Genomic DNA, 16,086 nt, shown 5'->3' with positions numbered 1-16,086 from the left:
CTCTGGTCCAGACCTCTTGACCGATGGTCCAGACCTTTCTATTCTCACCGCACTGCGGTGAGTGTGTCATGACAAGTGGACGGCGGCGGGTCACCTGGTGTGCCCCGCCGCCGGATCACGGTCACGACGCGTGCTCACGGGCGGCGCAGGGCTGGTTCCACCCCCCCATTACGACCGGACCCCTCACCACCTCACCTCAAGGAGGCGCAGTATGCGCTTCAGACACAGAGCCGTCGCAGGGCTCGTCACCCTGCTGCTCCCGCTGGCGGCCATGGTCGGGCTCGCGAGCCCGGCAGCAGCAGCCGACGCCACCGCCACCTATGCCAAGACGCAGGACTGGGGCACAGGCTTCGAAGGCAAGTGGACCGTCAAGAACACCGGCACCACCTCGCTCAGCGCCTGGACCGTCGAGTGGGACTTCCCCGCAGGGACGGCCGTGACCTCCGCGTGGGACGCGGACGTCACCAGCTCCGGCACCCACTGGACCGCCAAGAACAAGTCCTACAACGGCACGCTCGCCCCCGGCGCGTCCATCTCCTTCGGCTTCAACGGCTCCGGCTCCGGCGCCCCCAGCAACTGCAAGCTCAACGGCGCCTCCTGCGACGGCGGCCCGAGCGTCCCCGGCGACAACCCGCCGTCGGCCCCCGGCACCCCCACCGCGTCCGACATCACCAACACCTCGGTGAAGCTGTCGTGGACCGCGGCCACCGACGACAAGGGCATCAAGAACTACGACGTGCTGCGCGACGGCGCCAAGGTCGCCACCGTCACCGGCACCACCTACACCGACTCCGGCCTCACCGCCGGCACCGACTACACGTACACCGTGCAGGCCCGCGACACCGCCGACCAGACCGGACCGGTCAGCGGCTCGGTCAAGGCCCGCACCACCGGCGGCGGCACCGACCCGGGCCCCGGCGGCAGCCAGATCAAGATGGGCTATTTCACAGAGTGGGGCGTCTACGGCCGCAACTACCACGTGAAGAACCTCGTGACCTCCGGCTCCGCGTCGAAGATCACCCACATCAACTACGCCTTCGGCAACGTCACCGGCGGCAAGTGCGCCATCGGCGACGCCTACGCCGACTACGACAAGGCGTACACCGCCGACCAGTCCGTGGACGGCGTCGCGGACAGCTGGGACCAGCCCCTGCGCGGCAACTTCAACCAGCTGCGCAAGCTGAAGGCCAAGTACCCGAACATCAAGATCCTGTGGTCGTTCGGCGGCTGGACCTGGTCCGGCGGCTTCACCCAGGCCGCGCAGAACCCGGCCGCGTTCGCACAGTCCTGCTACGACCTGGTCGAGGACCCGCGCTGGGCCGATGTGTTCGACGGCATCGACCTGGACTGGGAGTACCCGAACGCCTGTGGTCTGACGTGTGACACCAGTGGCCCCGCGGCCTTCAAGAACCTGATGTCCGCGGTCCGCGCCAAGTTCGGCACGAACAACCTCGTCACCGCGGCCGTCACCGCCGACGGCTCGTCCGGCGGCAAGATCGACGCGGCCGACTACGGCGGCGCCGCGCAGTACCTCGACTGGTACAACGTCATGACGTACGACTTCTTCGGCGCATGGGCGGCGCAGGGTCCCACGGCCCCGCACTCCCCGCTCACCTCCTACAGCGGCATCCCCACCCAGGGCTTCACCACGGCGGACGCCATCGCCAAGTTCAAGGCGAAGGGCGTCCCGGCGAAGAAACTGCTGGTCGGCATCGGCTTCTACGGCCGCGGCTGGACGGGCGTCACCCAGGACGCACCGGGCGGCACGGCCACCGGCCCGGCCGCCGGCACCTATGAACAGGGCATCGAGGACTACAAGGTCCTCAAGAACAGCTGCCCCGCGACCGGCACCGTCGCGGGCACCGCGTACGCCAAGTGCGGCAGCAACTGGTGGAGCTACGACACTCCGGCCACCATCGGCTCCAAGATGGCGTGGGCCAAGGGCCAGAGCCTGGGAGGCGCCTTCTTCTGGGAGTTCAGCGGCGATACCGCCAACGGCGAACTGGTCAGCGCGATCAATTCCGGCCTCGGATAACCCCCACCGGGCGGGCCCCTGAAACGAGGCCGGCCTGAAACGAAGCCGGGGAGACAGGAACGCCCCCTGTCTCCCCGGCTTCTCCGTGTGCTCCGGCGGCAGCCCCGGGCATCCCCAGGGAACTTGCTCGTGTCACATGACAAGCGTCAGGCGACGTTCACCCTTTGACCGGGCGGCGCCGCCTCCAGCCAGGCCAGGAAACCGGTCAGGGCGTCCTCGCTCATCGCCAGCTCAAGCCGCGTGCCTTGGTGCAGACAGGCCAGGACAGTCGCGTCGGAGAGCAGCGCCAGCTCCTCCTCGCCCTCGGGGGGCCGGCGCCCGGCGACCTCGATGGAGGAGCGCTCCAGGACGCGGCGCGGCCGTGGCGCGTACGAGAAGACGCGGAACCACTCGATCCGGTCACCGTTGTAGCGGGCGATGCCGTACCCCCAGCCCTTGCCCGCGGTGTCCCCGCCGTCCCGCCCGGGGTGCTCGGGCGCGTTCCAGCGCAGGGAGCAGTCGAAGGTGCCCCCGGACCGCTGGATCAGCCGCCGGCGCAGCCCGAAGACAAAGAGCCCGACCACAACCAGCGCGACTACCGCGATACCGCAGACAAGCAGGGCGAGGATCATCGGCACGACCTCCTCGCTCAATTCGGTAACGGAACAGCAAAACTGGATCCCGCATCACCTCAGCCGCGGCCCGGTCTGGAGGTTATCCAGTCCGGGCCGCGGCTGAGTCAGTACTTCACTGCGCCAGATTCAGCGCGCCGCCACCGAACGCAGCCGGACATCGGCGCGCCGCTCGGCGGAGGCGTCGGCCGCCGCCTGGGCACGCTCAAGGGCCCGCTCCGCACGCTGGACGTCGATCTCGTCCGACAGTTCGGCGATCTCGGCCAGCAACGACAGCTTGTTGTCGGCGAACGAGATGAAACCGCCGTGCGCCGCGACGACCACGGTCTCACCGTCACTCGTACGAATGGTCACCGGGCCCGACTCCAGCACACCGAGCAGCGGCTGGTGACCGGGCATGACGCCGATGTCGCCGGACGTGGTGCGCGCGACGACCAGGGTGGCCTCGCCGGACCAGACCTTACGGTCGGCGGCGACCAGCTCGACGTGCAGCTCAGCAGCCAAGGGTGGCTCCTCGGGTCACCACCCGGCACGGAAGCCGGGTGTTGGGTCAAATTCTAATGGGCGTACATGAGGGGGCGGGACACGCCCCACCCCCTCATGGTGAGCACGGGGTCAGGAGACGCCCAGCTCCTTGGCGTTGGCCTTCAGGTCCTCGATGCCACCGCACATGAAGAACGCCTGCTCGGGGAAGTGGTCGTACTCTCCGTCGCAGATGGCGTTGAACGCGGCGATGGACTCGTCCAGCGGTACGTCCGAACCGTCCACACCGGTGAACTGCTTCGCCGCGTGGGTGTTCTGGGACAGGAACCGCTCGACGCGCCGGGCACGCTGGACGACGAGCTTGTCCTCCTCGCCCAGTTCGTCGATACCGAGGATCGCGATGATGTCCTGGAGGTCCTTGTACTTCTGCAGGATCGTCTTGACGCGCATGGCGGCGTCGTAGTGGTCCTGCGCGATGTAGCGGGGGTCCAGGATGCGGGACGTGGAGTCCAGCGGGTCCACGGCCGGGTAGATGCCCTTCTCCGAGATCGGCCGGGAGAGCACCGTCGTCGCGTCGAGGTGGGCGAAGGTGGTGGCCGGGGCCGGGTCGGTCAGGTCGTCCGCGGGGACGTAGATCGCCTGCATCGAGGTGATCGAGTGACCACGGGTCGAGGTGATGCGCTCCTGGAGGAGACCCATCTCGTCGGCCAGGTTCGGCTGGTAACCCACCGCGGAGGGCATCCGGCCGAGCAGCGTCGAGACCTCGGAACCGGCCTGCGTGAAGCGGAAGATGTTGTCGATGAAGAACAGCACGTCCTGCTTCTGCACATCGCGGAAGTACTCCGCCATGGTCAGACCGGCGAGGGCGACGCGGAGACGGGTGCCCGGGGGCTCGTCCATCTGACCGAAGACCAGCGCCGTCTTGTCGAGGACGCCGGACTCCTCCATCTCGTCGATGAGGTCGTTGCCCTCACGCGTACGCTCGCCGACGCCCGCGAAGACGGAGACGCCCTCGTGGAGGTTGGCGACACGCATGATCATTTCCTGGATCAGCACGGTCTTGCCGACACCGGCACCACCGAACAGACCGATCTTGCCGCCCTTGACGTACGGGGTCAGCAGGTCGACGACCTTCAGACCCGTCTCGAACATCTCGGTCTTCGACTCAAGCTGGTCGAAGGCCGGGGCCTGGCGGTGGATCGGCCAGCGCTCACCGACGTTGGCGTTCTCCTCGGGGTGGTTCAGCACCTCACCGAGGGTGTTGAACACCTTGCCCTTGGTGAAGTCACCGACAGGCACCGAGATGCCCGCGCCGGTGTCCGTGACCGGGGCCTGGCGGACCAGACCGTCGGTGGGCTGCATCGAGATGGAGCGGACGATGCCGTCGCCGAGGTGCTGGGCGACCTCAAGCGTCAGCGTCTTCTTGGCACCCTCGTTCGCCGGGTCGGCGACCTCGACATGAAGGGCGTTGTAGATCTCCGGCATCGCGTCGACGGGGAACTCCACGTCGACGACCGGGCCGATGACCCGGGCGACGCGGCCCGTGGCAACGGCCGTCTCAACTGTCGTCGTCATTACCTGTCACTCCCCGCGGTCGCGTCGGCCAGGGCTGCGGTGCCGCCGACGATCTCGCTGATTTCCTGGGTGATTTCGGCCTGTCGGGCCGCGTTGGCAAGTCGGGAGAGCGTGTTGATCAGCTCACCCGCGTTGTCGGTGGCCGACTTCATCGCGCGGCGCGTGGCGGCGTGCTTGGAAGCGGCCGACTGGAGCATCGCGTTGTAGATACGGCTCTCGACGTACCGCGGCAGCAGGGCGTCGAGGACGTCCTCGGCCGACGGCTCGAAGTCGTAGAGCGGAAGGATCTCGCCCTTGGCGGGCGCCTCCTCCGCGACCTCGTCGATACGCAGGGGAAGCAGCCGGCTGCCGACCGCGTTCTGCGTCATCATCGACACGAACTCGGTGTAGACGATGTGGAGTTCGTCCACGCCGCCCTCCGCCGTCTCCTGCTCGATCGCCGCGATCAGGGGATCCGCGACCACCTTCGCGTCCGCGTAGGTGGGCTCGTCGGTGAAGCCCGTCCACTGCTCCGCGATCTTGCGCTCACGGAAGTTGTAGTGGGCGACACCACGGCGGCCGACGATGTAGACGACGACCTCCTTGCCCTCCGCCTCAAGGCGCGCGGTGAGCTGCTCCGCCGCCTTGATCGCGTTGGAGTTGAAGGCGCCGGCCAGTCCGCGGTCGCTCGTCAGGAGCAGCACCGCGGACCGGGTGGCCGTCTCGGCCTCCGTGGTCAGCGGGTGCTTGGTGTTCGAGCCGGTCCCCACCGCCGTGACCGCGCGTGTCAGCTCGGTCGCGTAGGGCGTGGAGGCCACCACCTTGCGCTGCGCCTTGACGACGCGCGAGGCGGCGATCATCTCCATCGCCTTGGTGATCTTCTTGGTCGCGGTGACGGATCGGATGCGACGCTTGTAGACCCGGAGCTGGGCTCCCATGAGTCAGGTCCCTTCCTCTACGTCACTTGGCCGCGGCGGCCGGAGTGTCCTCGCCCAGAAGCTTGCCGTCCGAGGTCTCGAACTGCTTCTTGAACTCCGCGATGGCGTCGGCGATGGCGGTGAGCGTGTCGTCCGACATCTTGGCGCCCTCCTTGATGGAGGTCATGAGGCCCTGCTCCTTGCGGTGCAGGTACTCAAGCAGCTCCCTCTCGAAGCGGCGGATGTCGTTGACCGGCACCTCGTCCATCTTGCCGGTGGTACCGGCCCAGACGGAGACGACCTGGTCCTCGGTCGGCATCGGCTGGTACTGGGGCTGCTTCAGCAGCTCCACCATCCGCTGACCGCGCTCAAGCTGCGCCTTGGACGCGGCGTCCAGGTCGGAACCGAAGGCGGCGAACGCCTCCAGCTCACGGAACTGGGCGAGGTCCACCCGCAGACGGCCGGAGACCTGGCGCATCGCCTTGTGCTGGGCGGAGCCACCGACGCGGGAGACCGAGATACCGACGTTCAGGGCCGGACGCTGGCCGGCGTTGAACAGGTCGGACTCCAGGAAGCACTGGCCGTCGGTGATGGAGATGACGTTGGTCGGGATGAACGCCGACACGTCGTTCGCCTTGGTCTCGACGATCGGGAGGCCCGTCATCGAGCCCTTGCCCATCTCGTCGGAGAGCTTGGCGCAGCGCTCCAGGAGCCGGGAGTGCAGGTAGAAGACGTCACCGGGGTACGCCTCGCGCCCCGGCGGGCGGCGCAGCAGCAGGGACACGGCGCGGTAGGCGTCGGCCTGCTTCGAGAGGTCGTCGAAGATGATGAGGACGTGCTTGCCGTCGTACATCCACTCCTGGCCGATGGCCGAACCGGTGTACGGCGCCAGGTACTTGAAGCCGGCCGGGTCGGACGCCGGGGCGGCGACGATGGTCGTGTACTCCAGCGCGCCGGCCTCTTCCAGGGCGCCGCGTACGGACGCGATGGTCGAGCCCTTCTGGCCGATGGCGACGTAGATGCAGCGGACCTGCTTGTTCACGTCGCCCGAGCGCCAGTTGTCGCGCTGGTTGATGATCGTGTCGACGGCCAGGGCGGTCTTGCCGGTCTGGCGGTCACCGATGATCAGCTGGCGCTGACCGCGGCCGATCGGGGTCATCGCGTCGACGGCCTTGTAGCCCGTCTCCATGGGCTCGTGCACGGACTTGCGCTGCATGACCGTGGGGGCCTGCAGTTCAAGGGCGCGGCGGCCGGTGGTCTCGATCTCGCCGAGGCCGTCGATCGGGGTGCCGAGCGGGTCGACGACGCGACCGAGGTAGCCGTCGCCCACCGCGACGGAGAGGACCTCTCCGGTACGGCTGACCGGCTGGCCCTCCTCGATGCCGCTGAACTCGCCGAGGACGATGGCACCGATCTCGCGCTCTTCGAGGTTGAGCGCGAGGCCGAGGGTGCCGTCCTCGAACTTCAGCAGTTCGTTGGCCATGGCCGAGGGAAGGCCCTCGACCTTCGCGATGCCGTCGCCGGCAAGGGTGACCGTACCGACCTCCTCGCGCGAGGCCGCGTCCGGCTTGTACGACTGGACAAAGTTCTCCAGCGCGTCCCGGATCTCCTCCGGCCGGATCGTGAGCTCCGCCATCTGGGTTCCCTGCTCTCCTTGTTGGGCCCGAAGTTTCTTTGGGGGTCTGGGGTCAGCCCCCAGAAATCTTCTTGTACGGCCCAACCAGGGCCGTCGGTCGTGCGTATTGAGTTGCTTGGGCAGCCGGCTTGAAGTTGTTCAGCCGGCCAGCCGGCGGCTCGCGTCCTCGATGCGGTCCGCGATGCTGCCGTTGATGATCTCGTCGCCGACCTGTACCCGGATCCCGCCGAGGACCTCGGGGTCCACGTCGAGGTTGAGGTGCATGGGCCGGCCGTAGAGCTTCGCCAGGGCGGCGCCCAGACGCTGCTTGTGCTGATCACTCAGCGGTACCGCCGAGGTGACGACAGCGACCATCCGGTCGCGGCGCTCCGCGGCGAGCTTGGACAGGGACTCCAGTCCCCCCTCCAGGCTACGTCCTCGGGGCTGGGTCACGAGGCGGACGACGAGCCGGGTGGTCACGTCCTGTGCGCGGCCACCGAGCAGCGTGCGCAGCAGCTCGGTCTTGGCGGCGGCGGTCGCGGCGCGATCGGTGAGCGCGGCGCGCAGCCCGGTGTCCGACGAGACGATCCGGCCGAAGCGGAACAGTTCGTCCTCGACGTCGTCGAGCTTGCCCGCCTGCTGTGCCGCGGTCAGGTCGGCGATGTCCGCCAGCTCTTCCAGGGTGTCCACGAGGTCACGCGAGCGCGACCAGCGGGCGCGGACCATGCCGGAGACCAGGTCGACGGCCGGGCCGCCCACCTGACCGCCGAACAGCCGGGCCGCGAGGTCCGCCTTGGCGTCGCCGGACTGCGCCGGGTCGGTCAGGACCCGACGCAGAGAGACCTCGCGGTTGAGCAGCGCGGTGACGGCGGCCAGTTCCCCGGCCAGCGTCGCGCTGTCCACGGACGTGCTGTCCGTGAGCGCGTCGAGACGTTCCTTCGCCGCTGCCTGGGCCTCACGGCTCGCGCCGTGCACCGTTGTGTCGGACGTCACCGGGCCGCCTCGGCCTTCACGTCAAGCTCGTCGAGGAACCGGTCGATGGTGCGGCTCTGCCGGGCGTGGTCCTCAAGGGACTCGCCGACGAGCTTGCCGGCCAGTTCGGTGGCCAGCTGGCCCACGTCCTGGCGCAGCGCCTGGGCCGCGGCCTTGCGGTCGGCCTCGATCTGGGTGTGACCGGCGGCGACGATCTCGTCACGCTGCCGCTGGCCTTCCGCGCGCATCTCGGCGATGAGCGCGGCGCCCTGCTCCTGCGCGTCCTGACGCAGGCGCGCGGCCTCGTGCCGGGCCTCGGCGAGCTGAGCCTTGTACTGCTCAAGCACGCTCTGCGCCTCGGTCTTGGCCGCCTCGGCCGTCTCCATCCCGCCCTCGATGGCCTCGCGACGCTCGTCCAGAACCTTGTTGATGTTCGGGAGGAGCTTCTTGGCGAGGAGGCCGAAGACGATGACGAAGGCGAGCAGGCCGATGACAAGCTCGGGAATCGGCGGAACGAGGGGGTTTTCCATCTCCCCGGCCGCGATCGTGAGCAGCTGGCTCATATCAGTGCCTTTCGTCTAGTGGGCTGTTCGTGAATCAGTGATCACGTGCCGTAGACGAACGGCATGACCAGGCCGATGAGGGCGAGCGCCTCACAGAAGGCGAAGCCGAGAATCTGGTTGGCGCGGATCAGACCGGCGGCCTCGGGCTGCCGGGCGAGGGCCTGGGTGCCGTTACCGAAGATGATGCCGACGCCGACGCCGGGGCCGATGGCAGCGAGGCCGTAACCGATGGAGCCGAGCGAGCCGGAGACAGCGGCAAGGGTCTGGGACATGCCAGTTCTTCCTTTTCTTTACGGACCGATGGGGGTTGGCCACCGGACGACTGCGGGGTCGTGATTCGGGGGGCTCAGTGCTGCTCGGCGAGGGCACCCTGGATGAAGGTGCAGGTCAGGAGCACGAACACATAAGCCTGAAGCGCCTGGATGAACAGCTCGAACGCGGTCATCACGAGCACCATGACGAAGGAGACACCGGCGTAGGCGATGCCGAGGCCGTTCAGCAGGTACCAGCTGGCGATCGTGAAGAGCAGCAGCAGGGTGTGACCGGCGAACATGTTCGCGAAGAGTCGGACGGCGTGGGTGAAGGGCCGCACGAGCAGGGTCGAGAAGAACTCGATCAGCATGGCGAGCGGCAGGACCGCGCCGAGTGACTTGTCGTAGCCGGTGAAGTTCTTGAACGCGCCCACGAAACCGTGCCGCTTGAAGGTGAGGGACACCCACAGCACGTAGACGATCAGGGCGAGGACGATCGGGTACGCGATGATCGACGTCACCGGGAACTGGGCCACCGGGATGATCGACCAAACGTTCATCATCCAGACGAAGAAGAAGAGGGAGACGACGAGCGGAACGTACTTCTCGCCTTCCTTCTTGCCGATGGTCTCGTAGACGATGCCGCGCCGGACGAAGTCGTAGCCCGCCTCGGCGACCATCTGGAGCTTGCCCGGGACGACCTTGGGCTTGCGGAACGCGGCCCAGAAGAACCCGACGATGATGATCGAGCCGAGCAGCGCGAGGAGCATCGGCTTGTTGAAGTACAGGTTGCTGTCCGGGTCGCCCCAGAGGGGTTCGAACAGGAACGAGTGCAGGCCGGGAGCCGGGAAGCCACAGCCGTCGAAGATGTGGCAGTCGGTCTCGAAGGCGAGCACCTGCGTCGGGTCAGCACTCACCGCGGGCTCCTTCAGCGTGGCGCATGGGTACGGCAACCTCGTTGTGTCGGCGCGGCGCGCAGCCGCGGTTCGGCACTGGACTGGTGTTACGGATGTGAGGGCGGCGGCTGGGCATCGAGCCTCGCGCTGGGGCAGGCGTCAGCTCGGATGCCCGCGCCCGCAGTGCCGCAGTTGGAACCGGACGATAGCAGGGTCCCGAACGTGCCTTTATCCCGGCCCTACCTCTCACGACGAGGACCCCGTCTTCTGGGGCTGCTCGCCCTTCGAGGACTCGGGTTCGACATAGAGGATCTTGGCCTTGAGATGGGCACGGGTCTGGGCCGCGATCCAGGCGAGGGTCGCGGCGACCAGGGTGAGCGCGAACGTCTTGCCGCTGAACAGCGTGGTGTCCTTGAACATGGCCACGAAGACGAAGAGCAGCAGGATCTGGGTGGCGTAGAGCATCAGACCCATGGCCTGGAAAAGGTGCGGGAGGGACTTGGCGGTACGTTCCAGCACGACAAGTCCGATGCCCATGAACAGCACCACGATCACCGTCGCGACGACGGCTCCGAGCGCTCCTTTGCCGCCGGCGGCCACGGCGCTGATGACGGCGGCGATGGCGCCGACAGCGGCTGTGGGCACAGCGGCCTGAAGAAGTGTCCGGGCGTCATTGGACGGCATGGCGGCAACTCCGCTTGCTGGATGGGGGCAGGGTGTCGTCATGGACGAGCGTAGACCCGGGGAGTGAGCGGCCCTGATGCCAATGGACCGTCGTACTAGGGTCCTTCGGCTCTCTCCTGGGATCTCGTGAACGGTATCACAAACTATTTGATGAGGTCTTTACCTGTGAAGTGTGCTGACTGTCACACGTGAGAGTTAATGCGCCCGTCTGTGCAGTACGGGGGCCAACTTGTCTGGTATTGGAGCCGTTTCTCCCCCGGCTCACGCCGTGACCGAACCGAGATCAACGTGAGCTGCCGGCCCTACGGCGATCGAGGAACCTCGAACGGGAACCGATCGCGGTAGCGCCGTTGACGCCGTTCGCCCGGACACCGTTCACGGGCGCGGAGCCGTTCGTACCCGATCCGTTCATCGAACCGTTCACCGCACCGGCGCCGTTGGCCGCCGTGGCGCCGACGCCCGCCGTGACCGGTGTCGGCCGCTCGGCGGCCTCTTCGCCCGACTCCCCGTCGGCGGGGGCGAGTTCGGGCTCCAGGGCGCCGCTGCGCCGGTAGCGCGGCGGCACCAGGCGGTCGGCCCAGCGGGGTGCGCGCGGGGTGAAGCGGGGCAGCAGGAGCAGCACCAGGCCGACCGCGCTGAGGGCGACGACCGCGAGCACGATCCACATGGACGCCGAGTTCACCGAGTACGCGAGGGCGCCGAAGGCGATCAGCGCGGACCAGAAGTACATGATCAGGACGGCCCGGCTGTGCGAGTGGCCGATCTCCAGGAGCCGGTGGTGCAGGTGGCCCCGGTCGGCCGCGAACGGCGACTGACCGCGCCAGGTGCGCCGCACGATCGCCAGGATCAGGTCGGCGGCCGGGACCGCGATGATCGTCAGCGGCAGGATCAGCGGGATGTAGACGGGCACCGTCTGGTGCACACCCTCCCGCACCGACCCGGCGAACAGCGACATCGCGTCGGGGTCGACCTGGCCGGTGATCGAGATGGCACCGGCGGCCAGCACCAGACCGATGAGCATGGAGCCCGAGTCGCCCATGAAGATCCGCGCGGGATGCATGTTGTGCGGCAGGAACCCCAGGCACATGCCCATCAGGATCGCCGCGAAGAGGGTCGCGGGGGCGGCGGCCTCCAGGCCGTAGCCGTACCAGATGCGGTACGCGTACATGAAGAACGCCGTCGCCGCGATGCACACCATGCCCGCGGCGAGGCCGTCGAGGCCGTCCACGAAGTTCACGGCGTTGATGGTGATCAGCACGAGCGCGACCGTGAGCAGGGTGCCCTGCCAGGAGGTCAGCGCCACATTGCCGACACCGGGGATGGGCAGCCACAGGATCGTCAGGCCCTGCATGACCATGACGCCCGCGGCGATCATCTGGCCGCCGAGCTTGATCAGCGCGTCGATCTCGAACTTGTCGTCGAGCACCCCGATCAGCCAGATCAGGGCGGCGCCGGAGAGCAGCGCCCGGGGCTCGTTCGACGTCTCGAAGACCTCGTTGAGGTTGGTCAGGTGGTCGGCGACCAGCAGACCGGCGCACAGACCGAAGAACATGGCGATACCGCCGAGCCTCGGCGTCGGCTCGCGGTGCACGTCGCGCGCTCTGATCTCGGGCATCGCGCCGGCCACGATCGCGAACTTCCGCACCGGCCCGGTCAGCAGATAGGTCACCGCGGCCGTGACGCACAGCGTCAGCAGATATTCACGCACGGGCTTCCCCACAGGTCTCGCTGGCCATCTCAGCCCCACAGCCTAGCTTCGCGTGCATATGGTTGGGGACTTCCGGGTAGCGAGCATGGTTGCACGGGAAGCTGTCCGGCTTCGCGCGGCGGACCCGTCTTATCCGGGATACGGGGGAAATCTCACCGTGAGATCCCACACTTCGGAACGGGCCGTTCCACTCTCCGTCTCCTTGCGCAGCACCGCCCCGAGCAGCACCGCGATCCGTGCCATCTCCGCCTCGCCCATGCCCTGGGTGGTGACGGCGGCGGTACCGAGCCGCAGTCCGAGCGGGGCTCCGGGGGCCGGGGTGACGTACGGCAGCCCGCAGGTGTCCAGCACCAGCCCGGCCGCGCCCAGCCGCTCCCGCGCCGCCCTGCCGTCCACGCCGAGCGGCGCCGGGTCCACGGTCAGCAGATGCGTGTCCGTACCGCCGGTGATCACGTCCAGTCCCTCGGCGGCCAGCCCGGCGGCGAGCACGCGCGCGTTGGCGACCACCTGATGGGCGTACGCGGCGAACGCGGGGGTCGCCGCCTCGCCGAACGCGATGGCCTTCGCGGCGATGGTGTGCATCTGCGCACCACCCTGCGTGAACGGGAAAACGGCCCGGTCGACCCGTTCCGCCAGCTCCCCCCGGCACAGCAGCATCCCGCCGCGCGGCCCGCGCAGCACCTTGTGCGTGGTCGCGCAGACGACATCGGCGTACGGGACGGGGTTGGGCGCCGCTCCCCCGGCGACCAGGCCGATGGGGTGGGCGGCGTCCGCGATCAGATGGGCGCCGGCCTCGTCGGCGACGGCGCGGAACGCTTCGTAGTCGATATGGCGGGGGTAGGAGATGGAGCCGCACACCACGGCCTTCGGGCGGTGGGCGGCGGCCAGCTCGCGGACCTCGTCGTAGTCGATGAGCCCCGTCTTCGGGTCGACGCCGTAGCCGACGAAGTCGAACCAGCGCCCGGAGAAGTTCGCGGGCGAGCCGTGCGTGAGGTGACCGCCGTACGGCAGGCCCATCGCGAGGACGGTGTCCCCGGGCCGCAGCAGCGCCGCGTACGCCGCGAGGACGGCGGAGGATCCGGAGTGCGGCTGGACATTGGCGTGCTCGGCGCCGAACAGGGCCTTGGCGCGGTCGACGGCGATCCGCTCGGCGGCGTCGACGATCTCGCAGCCGCCGTGGTGCCGGGCGCCGGGATAGCCCTCGGCGTACTTGTTGGCCAGCGGCGATCCGAGGGCGGCGAGCACGGCGGGCGAGACGAAGTTCTCCGCGGCGATCAACTGAAGCGAGGTCGCCTGCCGCTCGGCCTCCCCGGCGAGAACCGCGGCCATCTCGGGGTCTTCCCGCAGCACCACGTCCATATTGTCCAATGTATCCCGATATGGACGTTCACCTGTCGGCAACGGAAAACCCGGGCCCTGGACGGTCACGTACGCGCAGGTACACCCGTCAGCGCGGTGACAACGGGATCCAGCGCCTCATGGATCTCGTCCCCCACCGACCGGAAAAAGGTGAGCGGCGCCCCGTACGGGTCGTACACCTCGTCCGCTTCGACACTGGGTGCCAGCAGCCACCCGCGCAACGCGGCAGCGGCCCGCACCAGGGCCCGCGCCCGCTCCACCACCCCGTCCCCGAGGGGATCCGGCAGCGTCGCGGGATCTATGGCCCGCACCAGCCGCGTGAACTCCTTGAGCGTGAACGTCCGCAACCCGGCCGAATGCCCCATCGAGATGACCTGCGCCCGGTGGTCCCGCGTCGCGGTCAGCACGAGGTCGGCCCTGATCACATGCTCGTCCAGCAGCTCACGCCCCACGAACCCGGCGGCATCCGCACCGAAGTCCGCGAGGACCGCCTCCGCGTTGGCCTCCATGGGCGCCCCTTCGTGCCCCCAGGTCCCGGCGCTCTCCACGACGACGCCACCGCCCGTCGGATCACCGAGCCGGTCCGCCAGGGCATGACGGGTCAGCCGCTCGGTGATCGGCGAGCGGCATACGTTGCCGGTGCTGACGTGGAGGATCCGGAAGGTGTTTCCGTGCCCGGTGTACTCGGTGTACCTACTGCCCCCGGTGCCTATGCCACGCCCCTGGGGCGCCGTCAATTGGCCACCTCAAGGTCGGGTACCACCTTGCGCAGCTCGTCCGCGTCGAGCGCCCCTGCGCGCAGCAGCACCGGCACCTTCCCGGTGACGTCGACGATGGACGAGGGCACGATGCCCGGCGTCGGACCGCCGTCCAGGTACACGGAGACGGAGTCGCCGAGCATGCCCTGCGCGGCGTCGCAGTCCTCGGGCGACGGGTGCCCGGTGAGGTTCGCCGACGAGACGGCCATCGGGCCGACCTCGGTGAGGAGTTCGATGGCGACGGGGTGCAGCGGCATCCGGATGGCGACGGTGCCGCGGGTGTCGCCGAGGTCCCACTGGAGGGACGGCTGGTGCCGGGCGACGATGGTGAGGGCGCCGGGCCAGAACGCGTCGACCAGTTCCCAGGCCATCTCGGAGAAGTCGGTGACCAGTCCGTGCAGCGTGTTCGGGGAGCCGATGAGGACGGGCGTGGGCATGGAGCGGCCCCGGCCCTTGGCGTCCAGGAGATCGGCGACGGCCTCGGAGCTGAACGCGTCGGCCCCGATGCCGTAGACGGTGTCCGTGGGCAGCACGACCAGTTCGCCGCGGCGGACGGCGGACGCGGCTTCACGCAGACCGGTGGTGCGGTCGGTCGCGTCGTTGGTGTCGTATCGCCGTGCCATCTAGCGGTCCTCCTCGTGCGCGTACGGGGTCGGGGTGTGTGGCCGGGGCGTCACGGGAGCGCCTTGCGCGCGGTCGCGAAGCGGGGCCGGTTGTTGAGGTCGGGGTGATCGGCCGCGTCGGCCCAGCCCGCCTCCTCGTTGAAGATCCACGGCACCTGGCCGCCCTGGGTGTCGGCGTGTTCGACCACGACGATGCCACCGGGGCGGAGCAGGCGGTGTGCGGTGCGTTCGAGACCGCGGATGGTGTCGAGGCCGTCCTCGCCGGAGAACAGGGCGAGTTCGGGATCGTGGTCGCGGGCCTCGGGGGCGACGTACTCCCACTCGGTGAGCGGGATGTACGGCGGGTTGGAGATCACCAGGTCGACCTGGCCCGTGAGTTCGGGCAGGGCGCTCAGCGCGTCACCCTGGTGCACGGTGACCCGGGAGCCCGCGGCGTTCTTACGGGTCCATACGAGCGCGTCCTCGGACAGCTCGACGGCGTGCACCCGGGAGCGGGGCACCTCCTGGGCCATGGCGAGCGCGATGGCGCCGGAGCCGGTGCACAGGTCCACGATGAGCGGTTCCACGACGTCCATGGCGCGCACGGCATCTATGGCCCAGCCGACCACGGACTCGGTCTCCGGCCGGGGCACGAACACTCCGGGCCCGACCTGGAGTTCCAGATACCGGAAGAACGCGCGCCCGGTGATGTGCTGGAGCGGTTCGCGGGCCTCGCGACGGGCGATCGTCTCCCAGTACCGGGCGTCGAAGTCCGCGTCCTTGACGGTGTGCAGCTCGCCCCGCTTGACGCCGTGCACGAACGCGGCGAGTTCCTCGGCGTCGTTGCGCGGCGAGGGCACACCGGCATCCGCGAGCCGCTGGGTGGCCTGAGCCACTTCAGCGAGCAGCACACTGCGGGGGTTTTGGGGCCGCCCCCCAAATTGTTGCTGCACGCCTGGTCCTCCGGGACTGAGCTGGTTTCTTTTGTCGTGTACTACAGGGCGCCCCGCGCCCCTCCAGGGGCGCGGGGAACTGCGCGACCAGCCACACACGGCCGGCAGTCAGTCACCGGCCGACC

The 16,086-nt window shown here is 68.7% G+C and carries 16 protein-coding genes; 1 reads left to right on the top strand and 15 read right to left on the bottom strand.

All coding sequences use genetic code 11. The features are described 5' to 3' along the window. The first annotated feature begins 211 nt into the window (after positions 1–211). On the top strand, positions 212–2,035 hold the full coding sequence (locus ACIQNU_RS36680) for a glycosyl hydrolase family 18 protein (protein WP_401374842.1): 1,824 nt from the start codon (positions 212–214) through the stop codon (positions 2,033–2,035). A 146-nt stretch (positions 2,036–2,181) separates the two neighbouring features. On the opposite strand, the gene ACIQNU_RS36675 is transcribed toward ACIQNU_RS36680, so the two are convergent. The 15 genes from ACIQNU_RS36675 to prmC all read right to left on the bottom strand — a co-directional run bounded on the left by ACIQNU_RS36675 (position 2,182) and on the right by prmC (position 15,961). After that, complete coding sequence (locus ACIQNU_RS36675) at positions 2,182–2,646, bottom strand: DUF2550 domain-containing protein (protein ID WP_401375016.1); 465 nt, start codon at positions 2,644–2,646, stop codon at positions 2,182–2,184. Positions 2,647–2,775: 129 nt separating this feature from the next. Continuing rightward, positions 2,776–3,150 (bottom strand): F0F1 ATP synthase subunit epsilon, encoded by a 375-nt coding sequence (locus tag ACIQNU_RS36670; RefSeq protein WP_401374840.1) that lies wholly within the window; start codon positions 3,148–3,150, stop codon positions 2,776–2,778. Between the two features lie 111 nt (positions 3,151–3,261). Continuing rightward, positions 3,262–4,704, bottom strand: a complete 1,443-nt coding sequence (gene atpD / locus ACIQNU_RS36665) for a F0F1 ATP synthase subunit beta (RefSeq protein ID WP_401374837.1) — start codon at positions 4,702–4,704, stop codon at positions 3,262–3,264. Beyond that, positions 4,704–5,621: a F0F1 ATP synthase subunit gamma gene (locus ACIQNU_RS36660; RefSeq protein ID WP_401374834.1), complete on the bottom strand. Its 918-nt coding sequence runs from the start codon at positions 5,619–5,621 to the stop codon at positions 4,704–4,706. Before ACIQNU_RS36660 ends, atpD begins: the two co-directional genes overlap by 1 nt. A gap of 22 nt (positions 5,622–5,643) precedes the next feature. After that, the gene (atpA, locus tag ACIQNU_RS36655) at positions 5,644–7,236 is read right to left on the bottom strand and encodes a F0F1 ATP synthase subunit alpha (protein ID WP_401374832.1); all 1,593 of its coding nucleotides are present in this window, start codon (positions 7,234–7,236) and stop codon (positions 5,644–5,646) included. A gap of 138 nt (positions 7,237–7,374) precedes the next feature. Next, positions 7,375–8,190 carry a F0F1 ATP synthase subunit delta gene (locus tag ACIQNU_RS36650; RefSeq protein WP_401375014.1) on the bottom strand — a complete coding sequence of 272 codons (816 nt, stop codon included), beginning with the start codon at positions 8,188–8,190 and terminating at the stop codon, positions 7,375–7,377. 14 nt (positions 8,191–8,204) lie between these two features. Then, positions 8,205–8,750 carry a F0F1 ATP synthase subunit B gene (locus ACIQNU_RS36645; protein WP_401374829.1) on the bottom strand — a complete coding sequence of 182 codons (546 nt, stop codon included), beginning with the start codon at positions 8,748–8,750 and terminating at the stop codon, positions 8,205–8,207. Between the two features lie 41 nt (positions 8,751–8,791). Further along, positions 8,792–9,022 carry an ATP synthase F0 subunit C gene (atpE, locus tag ACIQNU_RS36640; protein ID WP_028804225.1) on the bottom strand — a complete coding sequence of 77 codons (231 nt, stop codon included), beginning with the start codon at positions 9,020–9,022 and terminating at the stop codon, positions 8,792–8,794. A gap of 74 nt (positions 9,023–9,096) precedes the next feature. After that, complete coding sequence (gene atpB, locus ACIQNU_RS36635; RefSeq protein ID WP_401375011.1) at positions 9,097–9,933, bottom strand: F0F1 ATP synthase subunit A; 837 nt, start codon at positions 9,931–9,933, stop codon at positions 9,097–9,099. A gap of 210 nt (positions 9,934–10,143) precedes the next feature. After that, complete coding sequence (locus ACIQNU_RS36630; protein ID WP_401374825.1) at positions 10,144–10,581, bottom strand: hypothetical protein; 438 nt, start codon at positions 10,579–10,581, stop codon at positions 10,144–10,146. Positions 10,582–10,864: 283 nt separating this feature from the next. Then, positions 10,865–12,289, bottom strand: a complete 1,425-nt coding sequence (locus tag ACIQNU_RS36625; protein WP_401374822.1) for an MraY family glycosyltransferase — start codon at positions 12,287–12,289, stop codon at positions 10,865–10,867. Between the two features lie 129 nt (positions 12,290–12,418). Further along, positions 12,419–13,648, bottom strand: coding sequence for a serine hydroxymethyltransferase (glyA, locus tag ACIQNU_RS36620; RefSeq protein WP_401374819.1), 1,230 nt, complete (start codon positions 13,646–13,648; stop codon positions 12,419–12,421). Between the two features lie 65 nt (positions 13,649–13,713). Continuing rightward, positions 13,714–14,385, bottom strand: a complete 672-nt coding sequence (locus ACIQNU_RS36615) for a protein-tyrosine-phosphatase (RefSeq protein WP_401374817.1) — start codon at positions 14,383–14,385, stop codon at positions 13,714–13,716. Continuing rightward, positions 14,382–15,029 (bottom strand): L-threonylcarbamoyladenylate synthase, encoded by a 648-nt coding sequence (locus tag ACIQNU_RS36610; RefSeq protein ID WP_401374814.1) that lies wholly within the window; start codon positions 15,027–15,029, stop codon positions 14,382–14,384. The genes ACIQNU_RS36615 and ACIQNU_RS36610 overlap by 4 nt, the downstream gene beginning before the upstream one ends. Positions 15,030–15,079: 50 nt before the next feature. Beyond that, positions 15,080–15,961: a peptide chain release factor N(5)-glutamine methyltransferase gene (gene prmC, locus ACIQNU_RS36605; protein ID WP_401374812.1), complete on the bottom strand. Its 882-nt coding sequence runs from the start codon at positions 15,959–15,961 to the stop codon at positions 15,080–15,082. Between the last annotated feature and the right edge of the window lie 125 nt (positions 15,962–16,086).

This window comes from Streptomyces sp. NPDC091292, from assembly GCF_044757265.1.
Taxonomy (GTDB): domain Bacteria; phylum Actinomycetota; class Actinomycetes; order Streptomycetales; family Streptomycetaceae; genus Streptomyces.
Note: the sequence above shows the minus strand (reverse complement) of the source record. Positions and strands in the feature narration are given on the sequence as shown.